Annotated in this window: 17 protein-coding genes; all 17 read left to right on the top strand. The window is 51.7% G+C overall.

The features are described 5' to 3' along the window. Positions 1–916: 916 nt before the first annotated feature. On the top strand, positions 917–2,800 hold the full coding sequence (locus I6E40_RS03815; protein ID WP_235385582.1) for a hypothetical protein: 1,884 nt from the start codon (positions 917–919) through the stop codon (positions 2,798–2,800). A gap of 168 nt (positions 2,801–2,968) precedes the next feature. After that, positions 2,969–5,290 (top strand): S8 family peptidase, encoded by a 2,322-nt coding sequence (locus I6E40_RS03820; RefSeq protein WP_235385583.1) that lies wholly within the window; start codon positions 2,969–2,971, stop codon positions 5,288–5,290. 233 nt (positions 5,291–5,523) lie between these two features. Beyond that, positions 5,524–9,210, top strand: coding sequence for a hypothetical protein (locus tag I6E40_RS03825; RefSeq protein ID WP_235385584.1), 3,687 nt, complete (start codon positions 5,524–5,526; stop codon positions 9,208–9,210). A 293-nt stretch (positions 9,211–9,503) separates the two neighbouring features. Further along, positions 9,504–11,090: a LysM peptidoglycan-binding domain-containing protein gene (locus I6E40_RS03830; RefSeq protein WP_235385585.1), complete on the top strand. Its 1,587-nt coding sequence runs from the start codon at positions 9,504–9,506 to the stop codon at positions 11,088–11,090. A 116-nt stretch (positions 11,091–11,206) separates the two neighbouring features. After that, a complete protein-coding gene (locus I6E40_RS03835; protein WP_235385586.1) occupies positions 11,207–11,959 on the top strand; it encodes a porin family protein in 753 nt (250 codons plus the stop codon). 28 nt (positions 11,960–11,987) lie between these two features. After that, complete coding sequence (locus I6E40_RS03840) at positions 11,988–14,702, top strand: valine--tRNA ligase (RefSeq protein WP_235385587.1); 2,715 nt, start codon at positions 11,988–11,990, stop codon at positions 14,700–14,702. A 158-nt stretch (positions 14,703–14,860) separates the two neighbouring features. After that, complete coding sequence (locus I6E40_RS03845; protein WP_235385588.1) at positions 14,861–15,310, top strand: hypothetical protein; 450 nt, start codon at positions 14,861–14,863, stop codon at positions 15,308–15,310. Between the two features lie 35 nt (positions 15,311–15,345). Continuing rightward, the gene (locus tag I6E40_RS03850; protein ID WP_235385589.1) at positions 15,346–16,266 is read left to right on the top strand and encodes a hypothetical protein; all 921 of its coding nucleotides are present in this window, start codon (positions 15,346–15,348) and stop codon (positions 16,264–16,266) included. Then, positions 16,263–16,724, top strand: a complete 462-nt coding sequence (locus I6E40_RS03855) for a S24/S26 family peptidase (RefSeq protein ID WP_235385590.1) — start codon at positions 16,263–16,265, stop codon at positions 16,722–16,724. Before I6E40_RS03850 ends, I6E40_RS03855 begins: the two co-directional genes overlap by 4 nt. Positions 16,725–16,826: 102 nt before the next feature. After that, the gene (locus I6E40_RS03860; protein ID WP_235385591.1) at positions 16,827–17,093 is read left to right on the top strand and encodes a PqqD family protein; all 267 of its coding nucleotides are present in this window, start codon (positions 16,827–16,829) and stop codon (positions 17,091–17,093) included. Between the two features lie 239 nt (positions 17,094–17,332). Then, a complete protein-coding gene (locus I6E40_RS03865; RefSeq protein ID WP_235385592.1) occupies positions 17,333–18,514 on the top strand; it encodes a phosphoribosylaminoimidazolecarboxamide formyltransferase in 1,182 nt (393 codons plus the stop codon). A 14-nt stretch (positions 18,515–18,528) separates the two neighbouring features. After that, positions 18,529–18,750 carry a hypothetical protein gene (locus I6E40_RS03870; protein WP_235385593.1) on the top strand — a complete coding sequence of 74 codons (222 nt, stop codon included), beginning with the start codon at positions 18,529–18,531 and terminating at the stop codon, positions 18,748–18,750. 53 nt (positions 18,751–18,803) lie between these two features. Next, on the top strand, positions 18,804–20,078 hold the full coding sequence (gene serS, locus I6E40_RS03875; protein ID WP_235385594.1) for a serine--tRNA ligase: 1,275 nt from the start codon (positions 18,804–18,806) through the stop codon (positions 20,076–20,078). Between the two features lie 25 nt (positions 20,079–20,103). Then, positions 20,104–20,541, top strand: a complete 438-nt coding sequence (gene ruvX, locus I6E40_RS03880; RefSeq protein ID WP_235385595.1) for a Holliday junction resolvase RuvX — start codon at positions 20,104–20,106, stop codon at positions 20,539–20,541. Between the two features lie 28 nt (positions 20,542–20,569). Next, a complete protein-coding gene (gene def, locus I6E40_RS03885; RefSeq protein WP_235385596.1) occupies positions 20,570–21,127 on the top strand; it encodes a peptide deformylase in 558 nt (185 codons plus the stop codon). Between the two features lie 53 nt (positions 21,128–21,180). Further along, positions 21,181–23,145, top strand: a complete 1,965-nt coding sequence (locus I6E40_RS03890) for a tetratricopeptide repeat protein (RefSeq protein ID WP_235385597.1) — start codon at positions 21,181–21,183, stop codon at positions 23,143–23,145. Between the two features lie 282 nt (positions 23,146–23,427). Next, positions 23,428–25,086: a glycosyltransferase gene (locus I6E40_RS03895; protein WP_235385613.1), complete on the top strand. Its 1,659-nt coding sequence runs from the start codon at positions 23,428–23,430 to the stop codon at positions 25,084–25,086. The last annotated feature ends 146 nt before the right edge of the window (positions 25,087–25,232 follow it).

Below are 25,232 nucleotides of genomic sequence, written 5' to 3' on the forward strand. Positions count from 1 at the left end.
AGCCTACCCCAACCCCTCCCTAAAGGGAAGGGCTTTTCAAAAGCCTACCCCAACCCCTCCCTGAAGGGAAGGGATTTTCAATTTCTACATTAATGCCCATTAATTGTCCCATTAATTTTCCCATTAATTGTCCCATTAATTCTGAACATTTCGCGCATGTTGTATTCCAAAACCAATTAATGCCTTTTTAATGAATCAAATTCATGAACATTAATGTTTCAAAAAGGCGGTCCTTTCGTCTTTCGCCCTTAGTCTCTTTGTCTCTTAGTCTCTTTGACTCTCAATGTAGGGTTTGTGTATAGTTTGTGTATAGTTTGAAGCACCAACTATACATTTCGTAACGCACGGGAAATCAGCGAGATGTAGGGTTGAATGTAGGGTTTGTGTATAGTTTGTATAGTTTTTTCGTTTCCCCTTTTATTTACGTATAGAACAAAATCTGAGGCGAGCCTACATCAAAGAAATTTTCAAACCAAATCATGAGCATTGACAAGAAAAAATAGATACAACCTGTAGTTTTTGACGAAACGGGGAAAACGAGAGAAGTTTCAATGATTTTTAGTGACAGAACCACAAAGTCCGTCGAGGAAAGGTGAGGTGTCGGACAGAAAAAAGAAAGGTTTTTATGAGATTTCTGAAAATAAGTTTTTGTATTTTCCGAAGAAAAGGACTACATTTGCAGCGTTTTATACCATTTCTTCACACGGAAACCGCTAAAACCGTATATTTTTCGGTATTCACGGAACGTCTTCCCATGAAGAAAGTGAAGAAAAGAATGAACAATAGACAGGTGTTTCTCTGAAACGAGACTACACCATATTATATAAGTATATAGGCAAAAGATTGTCCACGCCGGGCACGACATGCTTGCTTTCACGCACAACTAGACTAATCTAATCACTAAATAAAATTATTTATGAAGAAAATCTACTCTTTCCTCAGTGTGATGGTATTGAGTCTGTTTGCCATTTCCGCAAACGCACAGAGAACCGTCATCATCAATGTGGATGACCCCGAGCGTGTGGACATCCGAGTGAACTACACCAGTGTAGAAGGCATTGTTGCCGGCGACAACGCAGTGGAAATTCCGCAATACGGAAGTTTCTATGCGTATGCCAAAACCGGTGCCGTTCTGGAATCTGTTCGTTGCACCACAACCGGAACAAACTACCACATTGATAACATGGTACAAGCCTACGTGTATGTGGATCCTTCTGTTGAAGGAGACCTCAAGTATGAGGTGAAGTCCAACACGTTGGAAGCTCTGCGTACCGCCACGATGACGGTCAATGTGGACGACGCCAGTCAGGTGAGCGCAGTGCTCAGCACCACCAACGAAAGAGTGAGTCTCGTGAACGGTGAAAACACCGTGAAATTCATTCCCGGCGTGGAATCTCCCATCATGATTGCTCACTCAACCTACGGCAAAGTCCTTTATCAAGTTTCAGTCGATGACGTCATTCAAGAAGCGCAGGGTCAGCAATATCGCTTGAATGTCGTGGACGGCAGCAAGGTTGACATCAAAGCCAACTTCCCCGCAGGTCTTGCCTATCGCGTTCAGTTCCGTTATGTCAACGAAGGCACCGAAGACGCTGTTTCCGCAGTGACTGTGGACGGCGCACCCATTGAAGCAGAAAAATATAACGACCCCGACTTCACCGTTCCCGCAGGCAAGCAAGTTTCCATCACCTTCAACATGCAGGACTATCAAATCAATAGTTTCAAGGTGAACAGCGTAAACACTTCCACCTACGGCAGTTACCAATTCATCCCCACCGCTGAAACATTGTTGGAAATCGATGCCACGAAGTTTGCTGAATTCAACAGCACTCTGAACATCGACCACGCAGAGAACGTGACTGTTTATAAGGGTTACTCCTACAACAACAACGTCATCAGCGTGAAAGATGGCGACAACATCTTGACGATGATGTCAAATTCCAACATGATTGCCATCAAAGCCAACTCCGGCTGCAAGATTGAAAGCATCACTGACAACTTGGGTTCTTCTTTCTCTTCCGACTACAATGGCTGCTACAACATCTACTTGTCTGAAGGCCAGGTTGTGACCGTCACCACCAGCGCCATTGTTCGCAACGACGTGGTCACCATCAATGTGGACGCAGACCCCACCGACCAGAACGTTATCAGCTACTTCAGTTTTGCTCGCGCAGACCGCTCTGCAATCACTCTCAATGAAGGTGACAACGAAGTGAAATTCAGTTCTGTTGACAATCCCTTCGGTTTGAGTTGGTATGATTCTCGCGGCTACACCACAGCCTACCTCAACGGCGTGAAAATCAAACCCTACTACGAAGGAGGTAACTCCTATGAACTCAACTTCACCAACGGAGATGTGCTTGACGTCTTCATCATCACCGAATTCACTCCCTTCAATGTCACCTTCACCAACAACGACGAGAGCGTGGCTGCCAACACCACCGTCAGCGTGGATGGCAAGGGCGCTGCAATCAACTACTGGGCAAACGGTCTGACCGTCCTGAACGGAACTACCCTCAGCATTGCTCCCGCCGGAGAAACTCCCATCTACGTGATGAATGGCGAAAAAGTGCTGACTCCCGCCGAAGATGGCACCTACAAAGTCACCGTGACCGAGGACACCGCACTCACTCTTTCTTCCACCTCTCTCACCGGCATCGAAGAAGTGACTGCCAACAACGCTGCCGACAAGAACGCCGTTTACAACCTCCAGGGCGTGAAAGTCGCTAACCGCGCTGACGCGCTTCGCAACCTCCCCGCCGGCGTCTATGTCGTGGGTGGCAAGAAGGTCATGAAATAATGAACTAAATCCGGAATGACATTTCCGAACATCAGACACGTGAGGAAAGCACTTCCAAAACCGGTGCTTCCCTAACGAACTAAGAAATAAGGTGTTTGCGAGTAGAAAACAATTTTTCTTTTCTGCCCGCAAACCCTTTTCTCGTTTCTAAAAAAACACCCAATCACCATGAACAAAATTGTTTTATCTCTCCTCTTCCTTTGCAGTCTGACCCCGGCAGAGGCTCAAACCGGTCTTGATTTGCAAAGCCGAGTCCTGCTCCGCCGCCACCGTCTGGAAATGAAACAAGCGCAACAAAGCAGCAACGAAGGCGAAGCCAAGATGCTGAAGACGCTGAGCCTGACGCCCGGCGACTACATGCTCGGCATCGTGCGTCTGAAAGACGGAGCCACCGAGGACTCGCTGACCGCAGCCGGAGTGAAAGTGCTTCGCAGCCGCCACGGTTTCTGCTTCGTGGCTCTGCCTCAGGAAAGAGTGGAAAAAGTCGCAGAACTTTCCTTCGTGAAAAAACTCCAACTCGCACGTCCCCTGCAGCAAAAACTGAAAAAAGCACGCAAAGCCACCGGCGTGGACAAAATCCACCAAGGAATCGGCTTGCCCCAAGCCTATACCGGCAAGGGCATCATCTGCGGTGCGGTGGACGCCGGAGTGGACCCCAACCATCTCAACTTCAAAGACGAAAACGGAAACCTGCGCGTCAGCATGCTTGCCTACATGAAGGCAAACCAAAACGCCACCTCGCTCGACAACTTTGTCATTGAGAAATTCTATGACAAAACGAACATGAACAAGTTCACCACCGATGCCAACACCTCCTATCATGGCACACACACCCTCGGCATCATGGCGGGCAGTTATCGCGGCACGTTGCGCAGCGCACAAAAAATCTCTGACACCTTTTCCAAGGAAACAGTGGAGCCCAACCCCTACTACGGCGTGGCATACGATGCAGACCTCGCCCTCGGTTGCGGCGACCTCGCAGACATGATTATTGCCTACGGCGTGGATCACATCTTGGATTATGCCTACGAACAGAACAAACGCTGCGTCATCAACCTCTCCCTCGGAAGCAACACAGGCTCACACGACGGCATGGGAACCGTTCAGCAGTTCTTTGACGCCTGCGCCAAAAAAGACAACGCCATCATCTGCATCTCCGCGGGAAATGAAGGTGACATGAAAATCGCTGCCAACAAAACCTTCACCGCCACAGACAAGGAGTTCAAAACCTTCCTCAAAGGCTACGACACGCAGGACAACAACGGCGCAATCTACTACAACTACACCGCCGGCTCCACCACCGTTTACAGCAACAACGACAAACCCTTCTCCATCAGCGCAGTCATCTATAACCGCTCACGCGCAAGAATCGCCAGAACCTTTGACATCACCATCAATCCCGAAAAAGAGACCGATGCCGTTTACTGGGTTTCTTCCGCTGCCTTCCAACAAAGCAACAACGACATCATTGATAGCAACTTCGGACAGTATTTCACCGGATATGTCGGCATTCTCTGGGCAAAGGATGAATCAAGCAATCGCTTCTACGCCACACTGGACTATAACGTCTGCAACAGTTCCGGTAGCAACAAAGACGGGAACTATCTCCTCGGCTTCGTGGTGAACGGGGAGGAAGGTCAGCGCGTTGATGCATTCTGTGACGGTGTCTTCTCCGAACTGACCAACTATGACATCAAAGGCTGGCAGGACGGTTCTTACAACGGTTCCATCAGTGACCTCGCCACAGGCAAAGACATCATTGCCGTCGGCTCCTTCGACACTTCCGACAACTGGCCCGCCCTGGACGGCAATGTCTATCGCGCTTCCTATAACCTGAAAGAAGGTGAAGTGACTGTTTTCTCTTCCTTTGGCACACTCGTTGACGGTCGCAACGTGCCCGATGTGCTCGCACCCGGCGCTGCCATCATCTCCTCCGTGAACCAACACTATGAAACCGCCGGCAACAGCGACCCCTCCGTCGTCACAGCACGCACCACCTCTGAACGTGGCAACGAGACCTGGGGCTGGGCAGCAGGAACGTCCATGGCAGCACCCCACGTGGCAGGTGCCATCGCACTCTGGCTCGAAGCCAACCCCAACCTCACCGTGTACGATGTGAAAGACATCATCAAAGAGACTGCCGTGGTCGATGACGCCGTGCAACGCGCCGACCCCGTCAAAGCGGGAGCAGGAAAATTTGATGCCTACGCAGGACTGAAAGAAGTGCTCCGCCGCATGGCTGAAGGCATCGACTGCGTGAAAACCGAGCAACAAGAACTTCTCGTCACCCCGACGGGCAACCGCTCCTTCCGCGTCTATCTCGCCGGAGCCAACTCCCTCGACATCAAAATCTACAACATGGCAGGCGCCGCAGTGGGTCACAACACCGTCAGCGGAGCAGAGGCAGACATCACACTGCCCGGACTGCCCAAAGGCTCCTATGTCGTGCACGTCAATGGCAAACAGTCCAAGTGCGTGCTGATTAAGTAATCCTCAAAAAATAATCTGCATCATCTTTGAAAATCTTTTCGGTCCATATTTCCTCCCTCATCAGTCACATAGCCCGCTATGCTCCTTCTTCGGGTGAAAATCTGACCTCGAAAATCTAATTCAAATCTGACGCAACTTATTATTTTCATATTACTAAGTAAGTGGACGAGTCAAAGAATCTGACGAACTCATAACAATATTCCTATATTCAAAATTAAAGACACTACAAACCAATGAAGAACCATTTATTTGCAAGAATGTGGCAATGGATGTGCCTCCTCCTGCTCTGCTCTCTTCCCGTCACGGCACTCGCCCAGGAAGAGGAGCCCATGGCGGTGTTCCACACCAATGCATACATTCAAAACGGAGAAAACAACGTCATCTCCATTCTGATTGGTAGCTCCGAAAAGGATGTCACCATTGAAGTGGACTGCGGAAACGGACGACAACAGTATGACGTCCTGCCCTCCACCTTGAACAGTGAAACAGGAACTTGGGACGGCACGTTCATCACCTGCAACGTCTCCTCACAAGGAGTGGTGAAACTCTACGGCGACCCTTCCAAAATTGACGTGCTCATGGGCGACGGATGCTATTTCACCGACATTGACATCTCAAAGTTGACGAACCTCGCCATTCTCAGCCTTACGCACAACGAAATCACGGAACTCGACTTGACTGAGCACACCAAACTCAATGCGCTCTATTTGGACGACAACCCCTTCAACAAAAAACCACTCATCGTCGGAGCCAACAAACCCAACCTTCTCATTCTTGAAATGGCACAGATGGACGGTCTGGACGAGTCCTTCAATCTCTCTGACTATCCCAAGCTCCGCACCTTTGATGCCATGAGTAACCGCGGTCTGAAGAAACTTGACCCGACGGGATGCCCCTATCTCCAAAAAATCTCCATCGACTCCACGCCGGTGGCAGAACTTGACGTGACGAAGAATCCCAACCTCATGATTCTCAACATCAGCGACACGGGCATCAAAAACATTGACCTCTCCAAGAACGCGAATCTCACCCAATTCTATGCCGATCACCAATCCAGCACAGTCAACCCGGGAGTGAAACTCGCCTCACTGGACGTGACGAAGAACCCGAACCTGATGTATCTCTTCGCCGCAGGCAACGACCTCACCGAGATTGACGTCACGAACAACCCTTATCTGAGCAGACTCTATCTGAGCAACAACAACCTCAAGGAGATTAACCTTGACAACAACAACAACCTTGACAACGTCATTCTCCGCAACAACTGCTTCACCTTCGCCACCCTCCCGCTTCCCCGCGAAACGTGGGTTCAGTATGACTACTTCCAGAAAGAAATGGCCATCAACACGAGCATTCTGGAAGGTTCCGTCATTGACTTCAGCGACAAAGTGCTGCGCGAAGGCTACGAAACTGAATGTGCCCTCTTCATGGTGAACGACGAAGACCCGAGCAACGTCGCCGCGCTCGATGAAACCTATTTCACCTTTGAAAACGGCAAGGTCACGCTGCTCAAGGCAACCCCCCACCCCGTCTATCTCGCCTTCGCCTGCAACGCCTTCCCCGACCTGACACTGAACTACATGCCGCTGCGCACAAACAAATTCCGCGTGAAGACTGAAGCAACCTTCGGACAAGACGAAGTGGCTGCCGTCATCACCTTGCCTTCCACCACTCAACTTCCCTTGGACGTGGAACTCAAAGTCGGCATGGAAGGTGCAAAACTCACGAGTCCCAAGAAATTCTATGTGGACTTCGGCGACGGAGTGAAACAAGCCTTCAACGCGTTTGTTTCCAACAACGTCAATCTGGCGAATGTCAAAGGAACAGCCAAGGGCAAAACCATCACCATCTACGTGCCCGAAGACCAGAAGATGAGTTCCCTCGGCATAGATGGCATCAAACTGCAAAGCATCGACCTCAGCAACTCACGCAATCTCACCAACCTCTCTCTGACGGGCACCGGTCTGAAAGCCATTGACCTCGGATGGAACTATCTTCTGAAGGAACTGACCCTGACGGGCAACAACTTCGGAACACTCAACATCCGCGGCGTAAACGATGCCTTCCAGAAGAACCTGTTGCAGACCATCAACCTCTCTGACAACAATCTGACTGAAGTGACGCTCAACGACAACTTCACCATCCATCACCTCAACCTCAGCCACAACAAACTGACGCAACTCTCCTTCAAGGATGCAGACATGATGGAAACACTGGATTTGTCCTACAACCAACTGAAGGAACTGAACCTGAACTACAGCACACAACTTCGCTCGCTCAACGTGGCAGGCAACCAAATCAATTCCATCATCTTTGCCGAAGGTGTGAAACTGGAAAACCTTGACGTTTCTTCCAACGCCTTTGACTTCAGCACACTGCCTTCCCGCTCGCTGGCTGACACCTACACCTACGCTCCGCAGAACGACATCGTCATTCCGCGCATTGGACCGGGCGTTGACCTCAGCACCAACAACCTGAACGGAGTCACCAACTACGTTTGGAAACGCACCGCCGATGACTCTTCACTGACACTCGGCACGGACTACACGGTGCAAAAAGGACAAACCCGCTTCCTCTCCCCCGTCTTTGGTACTTCTGTCTATGGACTCATGACCAACGCTGCCTTCCCCGGACTGACGCTCCGCACGTCAAGCATCGAAGCTGCCGGCATGCCGACCCATCTGCTCGCCACCATGCAAATCACCGAAGCATCCCAGGGTCAGCTCATCATGACTGCCAAGTCGCCTGCCACCAACATCTTCATCGACTGGAAGGGGGACGGCGTGGAACTCCATTCCTACATTGTCGGCAACACTGCCACAGGCTTTGAAGTCAGCGCCACAAAGGCTGCCACTGCTAAGGTCTATGCCTACGATGCCTCTGCCGACCTCACCGTCTTCAGCATCACCGGCATCAAGATGTCCGAAGTGGACCTCACTCCCCTCCCCAATCTCATCTGTGCCACCGTGCGCGATGCCGGCTTGAACAACATCATTCTGCCGAAGAACGCACCCATCATTGAAATCAACCTCGACGGCAACAACCTCAAGACGGTGGATTTCACAGCATATCCCGACCTCGTTTTCCTCGCCTTGAACAACAACAAACTCGAAGCCTTCGATGCTTCACCTTATCAGAACCTGCAAGTGCTCGGTCTCATCGGCAATGACATCAAGACGCTCACGCTGAACAACCCGAAAATGTGGTCTCTCAGTGCAAGCGACAACGAAATCTCAGAAATCGACTTCACCAACGCGAAGAACCTTGACCAAATTGCCATCGACGGAAACCTCCTCACTTCCATTGACATCACAAAACTGAACAGCCTGCGCGTGCTCTTCATCGACCGCAACAAGTTCAAGTTCAGTACGCTGCCCGTGGGCGACCATCTCTCGCTCTTCACCTACGCTGACCAATATCCCTTGGAAGCCACAGTGAACGACGGTCGCGTGGATCTCTCCTCCGAAGCAGAAGTGCGCGGCGAAGCCACCACCTATCGCTGGTATCTGAACTATCCGGATTATGACGAAAACGGCGAACTCGTCGGCGAGGAACTCTACGTGGACGATGAGTATATGGTTAAGAACGGTGTGACCACCTTCCTTGTGGGCATCAACGACGTGGTTTGCATCTTGACGAACCCGCTCTATCCGAACCTCGTGCTCTTCACTCCGCTGATGAACATCCCCGGTCCTCCCGCCGGCATCCACGATGCACAGACCACCGCTTCCGGTGTGAAGGTGGAAGGCAACAGCATCGTCGTGAATGCTCCCGCCGGAAAAGACCTGACAATTTGCAGTGCCTCCGGCGTGTTGCTCCGCAAGACAAAGACCGTGGGCGGTGTCTCCCGCTTCACCCTCCCCACCGGCGCTTACGTCGTGACCGTGGGTGAAGACGCCACCAAGGTCGTCGTGAAATAACCCCGAACCACATCAGTTCTCCCATCATTCTTTGCTTTGAACTGATAAGTGCTTTGAAGTGATAAGTGCTTTGAACTGAAAACTCTCCGTTTCAAGGACTGTGACGCCACCCGCGCCACAGTCCTTTCTTCTTGCAAAAAAAGCAACCACTTTTCTTGTAAGAAAGATAGAGCCATGCCCGAAAAGCCAAAAGAATAGAGACGAAAAGCGGTATCTCACAAAAATATCGTACTTTTGCAGCAATATGGAAGCGAGGGCACTTACGCCCCAGCGAATCCTATACCTTTATATATATGTTCGGAACTTATCACGCATCCTGCATCTCTCGCCGCATCCTGCTCACCGCAGTGTTCTGCTTCGTGACCTGTCTCACCACATGGGCACAAAGCCACACCGTCATCCACGAGGTCGCTGCCGGAGAGACGCTCTACTCCATCGCACGAAAATATAACGTCACACCCGATGCCATCGCCACAGCCAATAGCATCCAAGACATCAACGTGATTCCCGTCGGCTCAAAACTGAAAATACCCGCAGCCGGACAAACACCACAACGACCCGCCGCAACAAAAAGCACCACAAGCAGCGGAAGACTGAAAGAGGCGGTTTATGACGAAGTCGTGACCTACGTGGAATACAAGACTAAGAAGAAAGACACGGTCTATAGCATCGCACAGAAACACGGTTGCACCGTCGATGACCTGTGGGAGGCGAACAAGAACGTGCTGACCGACCCCAGTAAAATCAAAAAGGGGACGATGCTCCGAATCCCCATCAAAAAACGTTCCACCACTCCCACGAGACAAGGTCTCCACACAGTGAAACTGGCGCTTGTTCTCCCCTTCGCGGGAAGTCATGTGGAAAACGTGCGCAGCGTGGAATTCTACCGCGGTCTGCTCATGGGCATCGAGACACTCAAAAACGCCGGACTGAACGCAGAGGTGCTGGCATTCAACGAACCGGAGCCGAATGCTTCCATTTCAACACTGACAAAGGAAATCTCTGCAGAGAAGCCCGACCTCGTCATCGGTCCCGTCTATCCCGGACACTTCGGAGAAATCTCTTCCATCGCCACGCGAGAAACAAAAGTGTTGATTCCCTTCTCCTCAAAAGTGACTCAGGTGGCTTGGGTGCCCAACTTGTTTGTCATCAATGCCTCGCCCGAACAAGAAGTGGCTCTTTCAGTGAACATGGCGCAAATCGCGCTTGCCCCGACCCACCATTTTGTTTTTATTCAATATGGGCAAGCCAACCGCACCACCTTCACCGAGACACTGAAAAAGAATCTCATTGCCAACAAAATTCCCTACTCCTCCATTCCCGCTTCCCTCTCGCTCGATGAAATCGCAGCAAAAACGAAAGCAAAGAAACTGCTGCTCATCGCAGACAGCGACAAACCGGAAACGATGAAAGACATGGCTGCAAAAGCTGCCGCGCTGAATGCAAAGAAGCCCGGAACTGCCGCCATGCTGGGTTTTTCCGCATGGATGGAAGCTGCCGAAAGCACAGAACGACAAGCCATGCACAAGGCTGACGCCTACATCATGACAACCGATTGGTTCTGTAAACTGACAGAAGCATCGCAAAAATTCATGAATGACTATAAGCGCTGGTTCAACACCAACCTGCTTGAGTCCAAACCACGCATGGCGCCGCTGGGTTATGACATCGCACTCAGAGTGATTGGAGGTATGGGGGACTATGGCTACGACTTCGGAGAACAAACACCGATGCCCGGCACCGTGGCTGCCACCACACCGCTGCAAAGCGAAATTCAATTCATGAAGGTCGGCAATGGAGCCGGCTACATGAACAAGAGCCTTTTGTTCGTGCACTTCAAACCGGACGGAAACATCGTCAAAGTGTCCTTGCAGAAATGAAGGCTCACAAAATAATTCACCCCGAAGCTTATTATCATCTTCTAAGAAATCATCTTCCTCCCCTCGAGGATTGAAGTTTTCTCAAACCACAACCGCGTCTCCAACGCACCACCCGCATGTTCCACTCACGTTCACTATCCATCATCTGTCTGCGCCTCGCCTTGACGGCAGTTCTGCTCGGAACGGGCTTGGCAGCACACGCCCAGATTGGAGAACCACGCAACAACTTCGCCGTGGGAGCAAACGTCGGATTGACCATGAACACCGTGGGGTTTGACCCCACCATCAAACAATCCATGCTGATGGCACCGACTTTCGGTGTCACGGCGCGCATCACCAGCGAGAAATATTTCACCATGGTCTGCGCCCTGCAGGTGGAACTCAACTACGCTACGCTGGGATGGAAGGAAGACATCATCGACGCCAACACCAATCCCCTGCCCGACCAATATGAACGTCAACTGCACTACCTGCAACTACCCTTGCTCGCCCGACTGGGTTGGGGACGCGAGAAGAAAGGAGTGATGGGCTATATCGTGGCAGGTCCGCAAGTGGGATTCATGTTGAGCGAAACCACCAAACAGTCCGAGTTCACACTCACGGAAGAGGGAGTGCCCAACCGACCCAACGGCATGGTGGCACAATATTCCATGCCCATCGACCGAAAATTTGACTACGGCATCACAGGCGGCGCTGGCATCGAACTCAGCACCAAAGCCGGACACTTCCTGCTGGAAGGACGCTACTACTACGGGCTGGGAGACATCTATAATAACTCCAAAAAGGACGTCTTCTCACGCTCCAATCACGGCACCATCATCGTGAAATTCACCTATCTCTTCGATATCAACAAGAACAAAAACAAATAAAGACTATACCATATTATATATAATACAAATGGAACTCCAAAAGAACTATAATCCCTCAGAAGTCGAAAGCAAATGGTATGAATATTGGAACAACCATCATTTGTTTGCTTCCAAACCTGATAGTCGCGAACCCTACACCATCGTGATTCCTCCCCCCAACGTGACCGGTGTGCTCCACATGGGACACATGCTCAACAACACGATTCAAGACATTCTCGTCCGCCACGCTCGCATGGAAGGCAAGAACGCATGCTGGGTGCCCGGCACGGACCACGCCTCCATCGCCACCGAAGCCAAGGTGGTGAACCGTCTCGCACAACAAGGCATCAAGAAACAAGACCTGACACGCGACGAGTTCCTGAAACACGCTTGGGACTGGACCCACGAACACGGCGGCATCATCCTCAAGCAACTGCGACGCCTCGGCGCTTCCTGCGACTGGGAACGCACCGCCTTCACCATGGACGAGAAACGAAGCGAAAGTGTGTTGCGCGTCTTCTGTGACCTCTATGACAAAGGACTCATCTATCGCGGCTTGCGCATGGTCAACTGGGATCCGAAAGCACAAACTGCCCTGTCCAACATCGAGGTTATCTACAAAGAAGAACAAAGTCATCTCTTCCACCTGCGCTACTATGTCGCCGATGCCGACACCAACCCCGTCGTACCGACCGGCTGTGAAGGCGAGGTGCTCCACCAGGATGCCGACGGACGCTTCTATGCCGTGGTCGCTACCACACGTCCTGAAACCATCATGGGCGACACCGCCATGTGCATCAACCCCAAAGACCCGAAGAACCAGTGGCTACGCGGTCACAAAGTCATCGTGCCGCTCGTGGGACGCGTCATTCCCGTCATTGAAGACCGATACGTGGACATTGAATTCGGAACGGGCTGTCTGAAAGTCACTCCCGCTCATGACGTCAATGACTACAACCTCGGCAAAACCCACAACCTCGAAACCATCGACATCTTCAATCCCGACGGAACACTCTCCGAAGCCGCCGGACTCTATGTCGGACAAGACCGCATGGACGTGCGCAAACAAATTGCCAAGGACCTCGAGGCTGCCGGACTCATGGAGAAAATAGAGGACTACACGAACAAAGTCGGCTTCTCAGAACGCAACCCCGACACCGCCGTGGAACCCCGCCTCTGCATGCAATGGTATCTCTCCATGCAACACTTCGCCGACATCGCCCTGCCGCCCGTGCTCAACGGAGACATCAAATTCCACCCGCAAAAATACGTCACCACCTATCGCAACTGGCTTGAAAACATCGACGACTGGTGCATCAGCCGCCAACTCTGGTGGGGACACCGCATCCCGGCATACTATCTGCCCACCGCTGAAGGTCAGGAAGAGAAATTCGTCGTGGCAATGAGTCGCGAGGAAGCACTCGAAAAGGCTCGTCAAATCCCCGGATTTGAAAACGTGACCGCCGAGCAACTGCGCCATGACGAGGATGCACTCGACACCTGGTTCAGTTCCTGGCTCTGGCCCATCAGCCTCTTCGACGGAATCAACCATCCCGACAGCCCCGAACTTGCCTACTACTATCCCACCGCCGACCTCGTGACCGGACCGGACATCATCTTCTTCTGGGTGGCACGAATGATTATGGCGGGCATGGAATACACCGGCGATGTTCCCTTCCGCAATGTCTATTTCACCGGCATCGTGCGTGACAACCTCGGACGCAAGATGTCCAAACAATTGGGCAACAGCCCCGACCCCATCGGACTCATTGAGAAATATGGTGCCGACGGCGTCAGAATGGGCATGATGCTCTCCGCTCCCGCCGGCAACGACATCCTCTTTGATGAAGAATTGTGCGAACAGGGACGTAACTTCTGCAACAAAATCTGGAACGCCTTCCGCCTCGTGAACGGCTGGCAGGTTGATGAAAACAAAACACAAACTGAAATCGCCGCACAAGCGGTGAGATGGTTTGAAGCACGTCTCAGACAACGTGCCGCCACAATGGCAGACCTCTATTCCAGATACCGTCTGAGCGAAGCCCTCATGGAGGTCTATCAACTCTTCTGGGATGATTTCTCCGGCTGGTTCCTCGAACTCGTGAAACCTCCCTACGGCGAACCCATCGATGCAGCTACCCAACGCAGCGTGCTGGAAGCCTTTGACCACCTGCTCCACCTGCTCCACCCCTTCATGCCCTTCATCACGGAAGAACTCTGGCAGCAACTCGAGACGCGAAAAGAGGGAGAGAGCATCATGGTGAGTCCGCAGCAAATCGCAGAACCGCAAGCCGGCGACGAAGCGCTGCTCCGCGAAATGGCAATCGTGCGCGAGGTCGTTTCCTCAGTTCGCGCGGTGAGAAACACGAAACAAATCGCACTCAAAGAGACCCTCCACCTGCAAGTGGTTGGCGAAAATCCCGTAAAGGCATACGATGCCATCATTGCGAAAATGGCAGGCATTGATGCTGTTGAAAGCGTGAACTCCAAGGGCGATGACGTCACCGCCTTCATGGTGGGCACGACCGAGTTTGCCGTTCCTCTTGGCGGTTTGGTGGACATGCAAGCCGAAATCGAAAAGGCTGAGGCAGAACTTCACCGCTTGGAAGGTTTCCTCCAGGGCATTCAAAAGAAACTCTCCAACGAACGATTCGTCAACAATGCCCCCGCTGCCGTAGTCGAAATGGAACGCAAGAAACAAGCAGACACCGAAACCAAAATGGCTGCTCTCCGAGATTCCCTTGCCGCCTGGAAGAAGGCATGAAGATGGGACTAATTGAAGAACAAAAAGGTCTAAGTGTCTAAAGAGCAAGGAGAAGCATTCCTTCTAAAACTTGAGACAGTGTCTCCGAAACTCTGAAGATTAGGACATTGTTTCCAATAAAATTGAAACTTTAAACAGCGGCTCTGCCGCTCAGAAACATGAAACACAAATTTCACTTTGCATGGCTCATCTGCCTCCTGGCATTTGCAGTCTCCGTCCAATCAGCACAGGCAAAGAGTAAGAAGGCAAAAGGACTCTACGTCTTCAACTATGCCAGTTGTCTGACTGACTCCACCGCCTACACCACTACCGTGGTTTGGATGGAAAAGGCTGAGTTGGAACAGAAAGGAAAGTTCTTTTCCGACGCGCCTGAACTGTCAGAAAAGTTCAGACAATACATGCAGAAGACCTACAAAAAGCCTTTCTTCGCCACCACGTTCTACGACAAGAAACGGGACAAACTGGAGAAAAAACTGGTGAAAATCAAACGCCGTTTCGCTAAAGATAATCCCGGAAAAACTCTCAAAATTCTTCCCGCTGAAGAATTCCGTCCTGTCATGCCGGAGCCCGAACCGGAACTTCCGGAAGAAACTGATGTTTCAAACTGAGGAAACACCTTTCTCTCATCTCACTCTTCTGAATCATGCAACTCCACTCTCTTGATTTCTGCGTGGCAGAACTCTTTTTCCGCCTTTCCGCTCCCAACACGGAAGAACTCAAGCAACGGCTGCCTTCCTACGCTCCTTTCTATATCCGACAAATTCCGGAACATGCCTCAATGATTTTTGAAGCACGCATAGCCGACGGACTCTGTGATCTCGAACCGGAAGGAGAAGAAATCGGACAATTCGACAGCTGCGGAACGAACCATGCCGTCTATCGTCTGAAAGAAGGAGGCTATAAAATCATCATCTCCTCCCCCGAAAACGTGCAGTCCAGTGCCATGAAGACCGATGCGAACTTCACAAAATGTGACGTGTCACTCTTTGGCTCGGAAAACAACAAAAATTTCGGACTTGGCAATGCGCTGATGATTACCTACGCCTTCTCCGCAGCCTATCACCGCACCCTGCTGATGCACGCTTCAGTGACCATGGCGGATGGAAAGGGCTATCTTTTCCTCGGCAAGAGCGGCACAGGCAAAAGCACGCACTCCGGACTCTGGCTGCGCCACATTCCCAACACGGAACTGCTGAACGATGACAATCCTGCCGTGAGAATTGACGATGAAGGACGTGCCATGGTCTATGGAACTCCCTGGAGCGGGAAAACACCATGCTACAAGAACAAGTCACTGCCCATCGGCGCCATTGTGCGCCTGGAACAAGCACCGCGCAACGAAATCAACAGATTGTCTCCGCTGCATGCCTTCTCTTCCGTGCTTTCCTCTTGCTCTTCCATGATTTGGGACAAACCTTCTTTTGACGCCATCACACGTACCTCCGAAGCGGTCGTGAAAAGGGTGTCGGTGTTCTTCCTCCGCTGTCTGCCCGATGAAGCAGCAGCCCGCCTCTGCCACGAAACTGTGGCAAACCACACATCCGAAAAAACGGACGCACAATGAAAGAGGTGAACAAGGAAATACCTAACAAAATTCTGATTGGCGAAATCAGAAACGCACTGCAACAAGGACACACCGCCACACTGCGAGTGAAAGGAGTGAGCATGCGCCCCTTCTTGGAAACTCTCCGCGACAAGGTGGTGCTGGCGCCGCCCCAAAGAGAAAAGATTCAAACAGGCGATGTGGTGCTTGCAGCCATCTCCAAAGACATCTTTGTGTTGCACCGAGTGACAAAAAGAGAAGGCGAAAGACTGACACTCCGAGGCGATGGTAATGTCTATGGCACGGAAGAGTGCACGATTTCCGATGTGATTGGCATCGTCACCGGCTTCTACAGAAAAGGCAGGAACAAGCCGGACAGCGTGGAAAGCAAGAAATGGAAAATCTTCTCCCGACTCTGGCCCTCCTCTCCTCTTCTTCGTCGCGTCATCCTCGCCGTTTGGCGAAGAGTGATGGTGTGAAACAGGGGGAAGCCTCCCCAAAAGCCTCTCCGACTCCTCAAACCGAAACATCCTTTTTTAGTCCCCTTTGACCTCCTTTACCCCAAAATAAACAGACTCATCATGAAAATCAAAACCGGATTTGAATTGCGCGACGTGTGCGGCGAAAAAGTCATCATCGCCACCGGCATTGAAAACATTGACTTCAGTCGCATGATTTCCCTGAACGAAAGCGCCGCCTTCCTCTGGGAAAACATCCAAGACAAGGAATTTGACGCAGGAACCTTGGCAGAACTGCTGCTTCAAGAATATGAAGTGGACAAAGCAGATGCCCTTGCCGACTCCCAAAAACTGCTGAACGAATGGCTGGAATGCGGAATCATTGAATGAGTGTCCTAAAAATCAGTTTGAGTTGATTTGATTTTTTAATCTTAGAGATGTACTCTGGTCTGTGAAGGAAGGGCATAGCGGACTATGGAACTTACGAAACTTACAAAAGAGTACGCTAAGAACTGAATTACTCATGAAGACTCTGCACCAAGACGTGAACGCTTTCTTTTGAACGCTACTTATTCCATAATTTATAGAATACCCCTGAATAAAAACATCAGATTATTCATATCAAACCCATGAAAGAACTGACGCTGAAATACGGGTGCAACCCGAATCAAAAGCCTTCAAGAATCTTTATGGAGGAAGGCGAACTGCCTGTGGAAGTGCTGGGCGGACGCCCCGGTTACATCAACTTTCTTGACGCTCTCAATGCTTGGCAGTTGGTGCGCGAGTTGAAGAAAGCCACAGGACTTGCCGCAGCCGCTTCCTTCAAACATGTCTCTCCCGCCGGTGCTGCCGTCGGAATCCCCATGAGCGACACGTTGAAGAAAATCTGCTTTGTGGATGACATTCCTCTCCCCCTCTCTCCCATCGCCACTGCCTATGCTCGTGCTCGCGGCGCAGACCGCATGTCCTCCTACGGTGACTTCATCGCACTGAGCGACATCTGCGACGAAGTGACCGCACTCATCATCAAACGCGAAGTGAGCGACGGCGTCATCGCTCCGGGCTATACGCCTGAAGCACTTGAAATCCTGAAAGCCAAGCGCAAAGGCACCTACGTCATTCTCAAAATGGACACGGACTATGTGCCCGCACCAATTGAGCGCAAGCAGGTCTTCGGCGTCACCTTTGAACAAGGCAGAAATGAGATTGACCTCGCCACGGATGAACTCTTCAGCCAAATTCCGACCATCAACAAGAACTTCACTCCCGAGGCACGCCGCGACCTGATGGTAGCGATGATTACGTTGAAATACACGCAGTCCAACTCCGTTTGCTACGTCAAGGACGGTCAAGCCATCGGCATCGGTGCCGGACAGCAAAGTCGCATTCACTGCACTCGTCTCGCCGGCGACAAAGCCGACATTTGGTGGCTGCGTCAGCACCCGAAGGTGATGAATCTCCCCTGGGTGGAGAAGATTCGCCGCGCCGACCGCGACAACACGATTGACATCTACATTTCTGAAGACCACGATGACGTCCTCGCCGAGGGTGCTTGGCAACAGTTCTTCACGGAAAAGCCCGAAGTGCTTACCCGCGAAGAGAAGAAAGCCTGGATTGCACAAAACACCGGAGTCGCACTCGGTTCCGATGCCTTCTTCCCCTTCGGCGACAACATCGAACGCGCTCACCGCAGCGGTGTCGAGTTCGTCGCACAAGCCGGCGGCAGCGTGCGTGACGACCATGTGATTGCCACCTGCGACAAATATGGCATCGCCATGGCTTTCACCGGAATCCGACTCTTCCACCACTAAACAGACCACCACTTATGACTGATAATCGCAAAGCATCAGACGATGAAATCATGCAGGCCATGATGGGCGGCATCAAGTTCAGCGGAACAAAATTGAATGCACCCGCCAAAACGCAAAAAGTGAAAACCATTGCGAAGAAAAAAGCCTACATCACCGGCTCCCACGGCTCTGCTTCAGCCATGAAAAAAGCCAAAATCAGACAACAGAGAGCGAATCGTCACAAAGGAAAAGCCTGACAACTGCACCTTCAAGACGAAATCTCCCGAATTATTTAACATATTGAATCGCTATGCTTACCATTAAACAAATCATCGACAATAAAGAAGCCGTCATCAACGGACTCAAGAAAAAACACTTCAAAAACGCGGAACAGGTGATTGAGCAGGTGCTCGCCATTGACAACAAACGCAAGGAAGCACAAGCACGTCTCGACAACCTCAACGCTCAAATCAATTCCACTTCCAAGAGCATCGGTATGCTCATGAAGCAGGGAAAGAAGGAAGAAGCAGAAGAGGCTAAGAAGCAAGTGGCTGACATTAAAGAACGCTGCAAAGTCGAAGAAGAGGCAATGAAAACGGCAGAGAACGAACGCCGCGAACTGCTCTACACCATCCCTAACATCCCCTACGACCTCGTGCCCGAAGGAAGTTGCGCAGAAGACAATCTCGTTGTGAAAACCGGAGGTCACGACACCGTGCTCCCCGAAAACGCCCTGCCACACTGGGAATTGGCAAAGAAATACAACCTCATTGATTTTGACCTCGGCGTGAAAATCACCGGAGCAGGCTTCCCCGTCTATATCGGACAAGGTGCTCGTCTGCAACGCGCCCTCATCAACTTCTTCTTGGATGAAGCACGCGCCGCCGGCTACACTGAAATCATGCCGCCCACCGTGGTGAACCAAGCCTCCGGCTATGGCACAGGACAGCTGCCCGACAAAGAAGGTCAGATGTATCACTGCGAAATGGATGACCTCTATCTCATCCCCACCGCCGAGGTGCCGGTGACCAACATCTACCGCGACGTGATTCTCTCCGAAAACGAGCTGCCCATCAAAAACTGCGCCTACACACAGTGCTTCCGTCGCGAAGCCGGCAGCTATGGCAAGGACGTGCGCGGTCTGAACCGTCTGCACGAGTTTTCCAAGATTGAAATCGTTCGCATCGACACGCCGGAACACTCTCAGGAATCTCATCAGGAGATGCTTGACCATGTGGAAGGCTTGCTGAAGAAACTGGAACTCCCTTACCGCATCCTCCGACTCTGCGGCGGAGACATGAGTTTCACCGCTGCCATCTGCTATGACTTTGAAGTCTATAGCGAAGCACAGAAACGCTGGCTGGAAGTGAGCTCCGTCTCCAACTTCGACACCTATCAGGCAAACCGTCTCCAGTGTCGCTATCGTGGCAACGACAAGAAGATTCACCTCTGCCACACGCTCAACGGCTCTGCCCTCGCCCTGCCCCGCATCGTGGCAGCCCTGTTGGAAGACTTCCAGACTCCCGAAGGCATCCGCATCCCCAATGCCCTGCAACCCTACATGGGCACAGACATGATTCGCTGACCTAAAAATTCCCGCTGCGAAAAACATGTCCAGAATCCTTGCCATTGACTACGGAAAAAAACGCACCGGACTGGCGGTGACTGACGTGTGTCAGTTGATTGCCAACGGTTTGACCACCGTTGCCACCCACGAACTGTTGGACTTTGTCGTGAACTATGTCACCCGAGAAGACGTGGAAACGGTGGTCATCGGGATGCCCGTGCAGATGAACGGACAGCCCTCAGAGAACCAAACCCGAGTGACGCAGTTCATCCAAAAACTTGAGGCAAAACTACCGAAAACGCTGAACATCGTGCAATGGGACGAGCGTTTCACCTCCGTGCTTGCTCACCAAGCCATCCTTCAAAGCGGAGTCTCCAAAATGCGCCGACAAAAGGACAAAGGGCTGGTCGATGAAATCAGTGCCTGCATCATCCTGCAATCCTACATGGACAGCAAACAATTCGGAGCAGCCGGATTGTGAGAGGTCATAGAACCCAAAAACAAGAAATATGATTCTACCCATTTATACCTACGGCATGCCCGTGCTCCGCAAAAAAGCGGAAGACATCACCCCCGACTTTCCCAACCTCAAGGAGTTGATTAGCGACATGTTTGAGACCATGTACCACAGCGACGGAGTCGGACTCGCTGCCCCACAAATCGGCAAGGCGATTCGCGTGGTTGTCATCACTCTTGACGTGCTGAAAGACGACTTTCCCGAATATGCTGACTTCAACCGTGCCTACATCAACCCCCACATTTTGGAATATGACGACTCTGAAACAGCCATTTCCGAAGAGGGGTGTCTGAGTCTGCCCGGCATCCACGAGCCTGTGCGTCGCCCCACCCGCATCAAAGTCAGTTATCTTGACGAGGACTTCACTCCCCACGAGGAATGGGTGGAGGGCTATCTTGCCCGAGTGATGCAACACGAGTTTGACCACCTTGAAGGCAAACTCTTCATCGACCGCATCTCCCCTCTGCGCAAACAAATGTCACGCAGCAAAACTTCCAATCTGCTGAAAGGAAAGTTCCGTTGCGCCTACAAGGTGAAAAGTCCGAAATAAAGTTTCTTCCCGAACTCCACGGAAAGAAACGATTCAAACACAAAAATTAATCAATGGACAAGAGCCGGTTGCAAGGTCTGCTTCTGTGGATGGCTTGTGCGTTTTTCTTCCTTCAAGGGAGGGCACAGGTGAATGCTGATGCAGCCGTCCGAATGGGCAGAAATGCCCTCAGTGCGGACGACTACATTGCAGCCGTTCGCTACTTCAACCACGCCATTGACGCAAAGCCTTTTCTCGCTGCACCTTATTATTATAGAGCCTACGCCAAGTTCACGCTCGAAGACTTCGTGGGAGCAGAAAAGGATTGCGACCTCAGCATCGAACGCAACCCCTTCATTGCGGATGTCTATCGACTCCGCGCCATCTGTCGCATCCACAACGAAAACTATGAAGGCGCTGTGGACGACTATGTCCGCGTGATTGCAGAAGAGCCCAACGACCAAGGCGTGCGCTACAATCAGGCTCTCTGCTTTCTCCAACTCAAACGCTATGAGCAGGCGGATTCTGCCCTGCAAACCTTGATGACGCCTCCCGATGTCTATGTCAGAGCGTTCTCTGCTTCCACGCAGTCACGCCTTGAACAAAAAGACACCACGGGCGCCATCATTTTTGTAGATAAATGGCTGACCTACGTGCCCAAAGACTTTGACGCCCTTTCCTTCAAAGCACGACATCTTTTCAACAAAGAGAACTACGCCGCGGCGGACTCCTTCGCCACACTTGCCATTCAACAACAGCCGGAAGACTACGGCTCCCACCTGCTCAGAGCAGCCATCCGACACGCCCAGGGGCGCTTCGGAGATGCCACCAATGACTATGACGAGGTCATTCGACTCTGCCCCGAGCATTTTGTGGCACACTATAATCGCGGCTTGCTCCGCTCCTTCACCGGCGACTTGAACCGCGCCATCGAAGACTTTGACTTTGTCTTGGAGAAAGAGCCGGAAAACGTCTTGGCAAGATATAATCGTGCCGAACTTCGTGCTGCCGTTGGAAACTATCAAGGTGCCATCAAAGACTATACCGCTCTGCTCAAAGCCTATCCCGACTTTCTCTACGGCTATCAGCAACGCGCACTCTGCCGCAGAAAAATTGGCGACATCAGAGGTGCACAGAACGACGAAACTGTCATCGCTCGCTTTGAACTCGACATGGCGTTCGGAAAGAAACGAACCACACGAAAAAGGGAAGTGCCCAGAGGCTCTGCCCATGAATTGGACAACTACAAAGCACCCGTCGAAGAAAAGGAAGACACTGTCAGAAACATCTTTGGCACACTCTACGGGAAGGTGCAAAACGTCAAAGTGAACGATCGCCTCTTCCCCATGTTCTCCCTTGCCTTCCGCAACACCGTCACGGGCAGCACCACGGGGTGGGCTTATCTTCCCGAAGTGGAAAAACTCTCCAAACAAATTGCCACAAAGACCTCCGTTCGTCGTCTCTCCCTTGCCACCTCCACCGCGGACTCCGCAAAAATCGTGCAGAAAACACCCGATTTCAAAGCATCGACGGACTCCGTGCTCAATCTCGTGCTGCAATCCGTGGTCGCCGTGGAGAACTATGACTTTGACACCGCACTCGAACTGAGTCGCAAAGCACACGCTGCCGCACCGGAGGCACTGCTCCCCCTGTTGCAATACACTCACACCCTCTTCCTCGTCTCACGCACCTCTGCATCCGAAGAAATGAGCGGAGAGAAAAGTGCCACACCGCGCAACCAGCAATTGACACTCTGTCAAAACCTGCTGCGAAATGCCTGCCGCACCCATCCCGGCAACGCCTGCCTGCTCTACAACCTCGGCTGCGCGCTTGCCGCCGGAAATGCCTCCAAAGAAGCCATGGAAACCTTCAGCAAGGCCATTGAAAATGACCCCGATTTGGCAGAGGCATACTACAACCGCGGATTGCTCCGCCTCCAAAGCGGAGATCGCACAGGTGCCGGAGAAGACTTTAGCCGCGCCGGACAACTCGGCATCCGACAAGCCTATTCACAAATGAAACGCATGAAATCTCGTTGAACCGCACAAAAAGTGCAACGAACAGCGATGAGAATGCAACGAACCGCGGTGAAGCAGCAATTTTGTCACACCGACTTCACAGTCATTGCCGCAAGCGCTCGTTTCAGTCGGTTTTCGCACCTTGTGTTTTGATTTTTACATACTTTACACTAAATTTGCACCCGAAACAAAGAGAAAACGCCCCTTCTGAATCTTGACGACGATGGATTCACCGAAATACAGGGGATAAATAATTTTATGGCAAAGAAAACAAACACTTCGGCATCACAGTCCGAAGCATCTGTGACGACCGAATTGCTGCATCCCGACTATGTCTTTGAGACCAGTTGGGAGGTGTGCAACAAGGTCGGCGGTATTTACACTGTATTATCTTCTCGGGCAAAGACCCTTCAAGAAGAGTTCGGCGATAAAAACGTTTTCATCGGTCCCGACCTTCTTTCTGACCACAAAAACCTTGATTTTGTTGAAGACCAGAAACTTCTTCCACGCTGGAAGAAGGCTGCTGCTGAACGCGGCATCAATTGTCGCATCGGACGCTGGAACGTGCCCGGAAACCCTGTGGCAGTCTTGGTTGATTTCACCCCACTTTTTGCAGAAAAAGACCAAATCTACGCTGATGCTTGGACAAAGTTTGGCGTAGATTCCATCCGTGCCTACGGCGACTATGACGAAGCCTCCATGTTCTCCGTCTGTGCCGGACGCGCCGTGGAAGCCTGGGTGAAAGCAGGCTTGGTGAAAGGAAAGGTGATTTATCAGGCTCACGAATGGATGTCCGGTCTCGGCATGCTCTTCCTTGAAGATGCCTGCCCCGAAGTCGCCACCGTCTTCACCACCCACGCCACGAGCATCGGACGCTCCATCGCCGGCAACAACAAGGAACTCTACGCCTACTTCTCCGGCTATCACGGAGACCAAATGGCTGAGGAACTCCACATGGATGCCAAACACAGCATCGAAAAGCAGAGCGCACATCGTGCCGACTGCTTCACGACCGTCAGCACCTTCACCGACAGAGAATGCAAACAACTGCTTGACAAACCCGCCGATGTGGTGCTTCCCAATGGCTTTGAACCCGACTTCGTACCTGTCGGAAACAAGTTCAACACCGTGCGCCGCGCCGCCCGCAAGCAAATTCTGCAAGTGGCATCGGCTCTGACCGGCTCTGAACTCTCCGACGACACACTGATAGTCTCCACCAGCGGTCGCAACGACTATCGTTGCAAAGGGTTTGACGTGTTCCTCGACACCATCTCCCAACTCCGCTCTGCCCTTCCCTGCGAAGACGGCAAGTCGCCCTCAGTGTTGGCACTGATTGAAGTGCCCTGCTGGCTGAAAGGTCCGCGTGAAGACCTGCAAACTCGTTTGAGTGGCAAAGAAAAATCGGAGACTCCGCTGCCCAATCCCATCATCACCCACGACCTTTGGAATCTCAACGATGACCGCATCGTGCGTCAGATTTGGCAACTCGGTTTCCGTAACCTGCCCGGCGACCCGGTGAAGATTCTTCTCGTGCCGTGCTATCTGGACGGCAACGACGGCATCTTCAACATGCCCTACTATCACCTCCTCGCCGCCAACGACCTCGCGCTCTATCCTTCTTACTATGAGCCCTGGGGCTACACGCCGCTGGAGAGTTGTGCCTTCCGCACCCCCTGTGTTACCACCGACCTGAGCGGTTTCGGACAGTGGGTGAACGAGACACTCGGACATGAAGGCAAATTGGAAGACGGCGTCAGCGTGCTTCACCGCGACGACAGCAACTACTGGGAGGTGACCCGAGCCATGTGCGACGTCATCCTTGACATGATTGCCCTCGCGCCGCGCCGCCGCACCGAAGTGCGCCGCCGTGCCGCAGAGTTGTCTGACAAAGCGCGCTGGACAAACTTCATCCGACACTACTATCAAGCCTGGGACTTCGCACTGCGCAAAAAACAGGCGTGAACAAAACGAGACATATATAATATATAAAGGAATTTTCGAGAAAAACGTAAGTAACGTTAGAAACGTTAGGAACGTTAGAAACGTTAATAACGAGAAAACAAATTTACCGAGAATCGAAAAATCATTCATTATTTCACATAAAAAAC

Source organism: Prevotellamassilia timonensis (assembly GCF_021531665.1).
Classification (GTDB): Bacteria; Bacteroidota; Bacteroidia; order Bacteroidales; family Bacteroidaceae; genus Alloprevotella.

Bases quoted from the DNA above. Each gene is read 5' to 3' on its own strand.
- I6E40_RS03840 (WP_235385587.1), top strand. From the start codon at position 11,988: ATGGAACTCCAAAAGAACTATAATCCCTCAGAAGTCGAAAGCAAATGG.
- ruvX (WP_235385595.1), top strand. From the start codon at position 20,104: ATGTCCAGAATCCTTGCCATTGACTACGGAAAAAAACGCACCGGACTG.
- I6E40_RS03855 (WP_235385590.1), top strand. From the start codon at position 16,263: ATGAAAGAGGTGAACAAGGAAATACCTAACAAAATTCTGATTGGCGAA.
- I6E40_RS03820 (WP_235385583.1), top strand. From the start codon at position 2,969: ATGAACAAAATTGTTTTATCTCTCCTCTTCCTTTGCAGTCTGACCCCG.
- I6E40_RS03830 (WP_235385585.1), top strand. From the start codon at position 9,504: ATGTTCGGAACTTATCACGCATCCTGCATCTCTCGCCGCATCCTGCTC.
- I6E40_RS03815 (WP_235385582.1), top strand. From the start codon at position 917: ATGAAGAAAATCTACTCTTTCCTCAGTGTGATGGTATTGAGTCTGTTT.
- serS (WP_235385594.1), top strand. From the start codon at position 18,804: ATGCTTACCATTAAACAAATCATCGACAATAAAGAAGCCGTCATCAAC.
- I6E40_RS03845 (WP_235385588.1), top strand. From the start codon at position 14,861: ATGAAACACAAATTTCACTTTGCATGGCTCATCTGCCTCCTGGCATTT.
- def (WP_235385596.1), top strand. From the start codon at position 20,570: ATGATTCTACCCATTTATACCTACGGCATGCCCGTGCTCCGCAAAAAA.
- I6E40_RS03825 (WP_235385584.1), top strand. From the start codon at position 5,524: ATGAAGAACCATTTATTTGCAAGAATGTGGCAATGGATGTGCCTCCTC.
- I6E40_RS03860 (WP_235385591.1), top strand. From the start codon at position 16,827: ATGAAAATCAAAACCGGATTTGAATTGCGCGACGTGTGCGGCGAAAAA.
- I6E40_RS03865 (WP_235385592.1), top strand. From the start codon at position 17,333: ATGAAAGAACTGACGCTGAAATACGGGTGCAACCCGAATCAAAAGCCT.
- I6E40_RS03890 (WP_235385597.1), top strand. From the start codon at position 21,181: ATGGACAAGAGCCGGTTGCAAGGTCTGCTTCTGTGGATGGCTTGTGCG.
- I6E40_RS03870 (WP_235385593.1), top strand. From the start codon at position 18,529: ATGACTGATAATCGCAAAGCATCAGACGATGAAATCATGCAGGCCATG.
- I6E40_RS03835 (WP_235385586.1), top strand. From the start codon at position 11,207: ATGTTCCACTCACGTTCACTATCCATCATCTGTCTGCGCCTCGCCTTG.
- I6E40_RS03850 (WP_235385589.1), top strand. From the start codon at position 15,346: ATGCAACTCCACTCTCTTGATTTCTGCGTGGCAGAACTCTTTTTCCGC.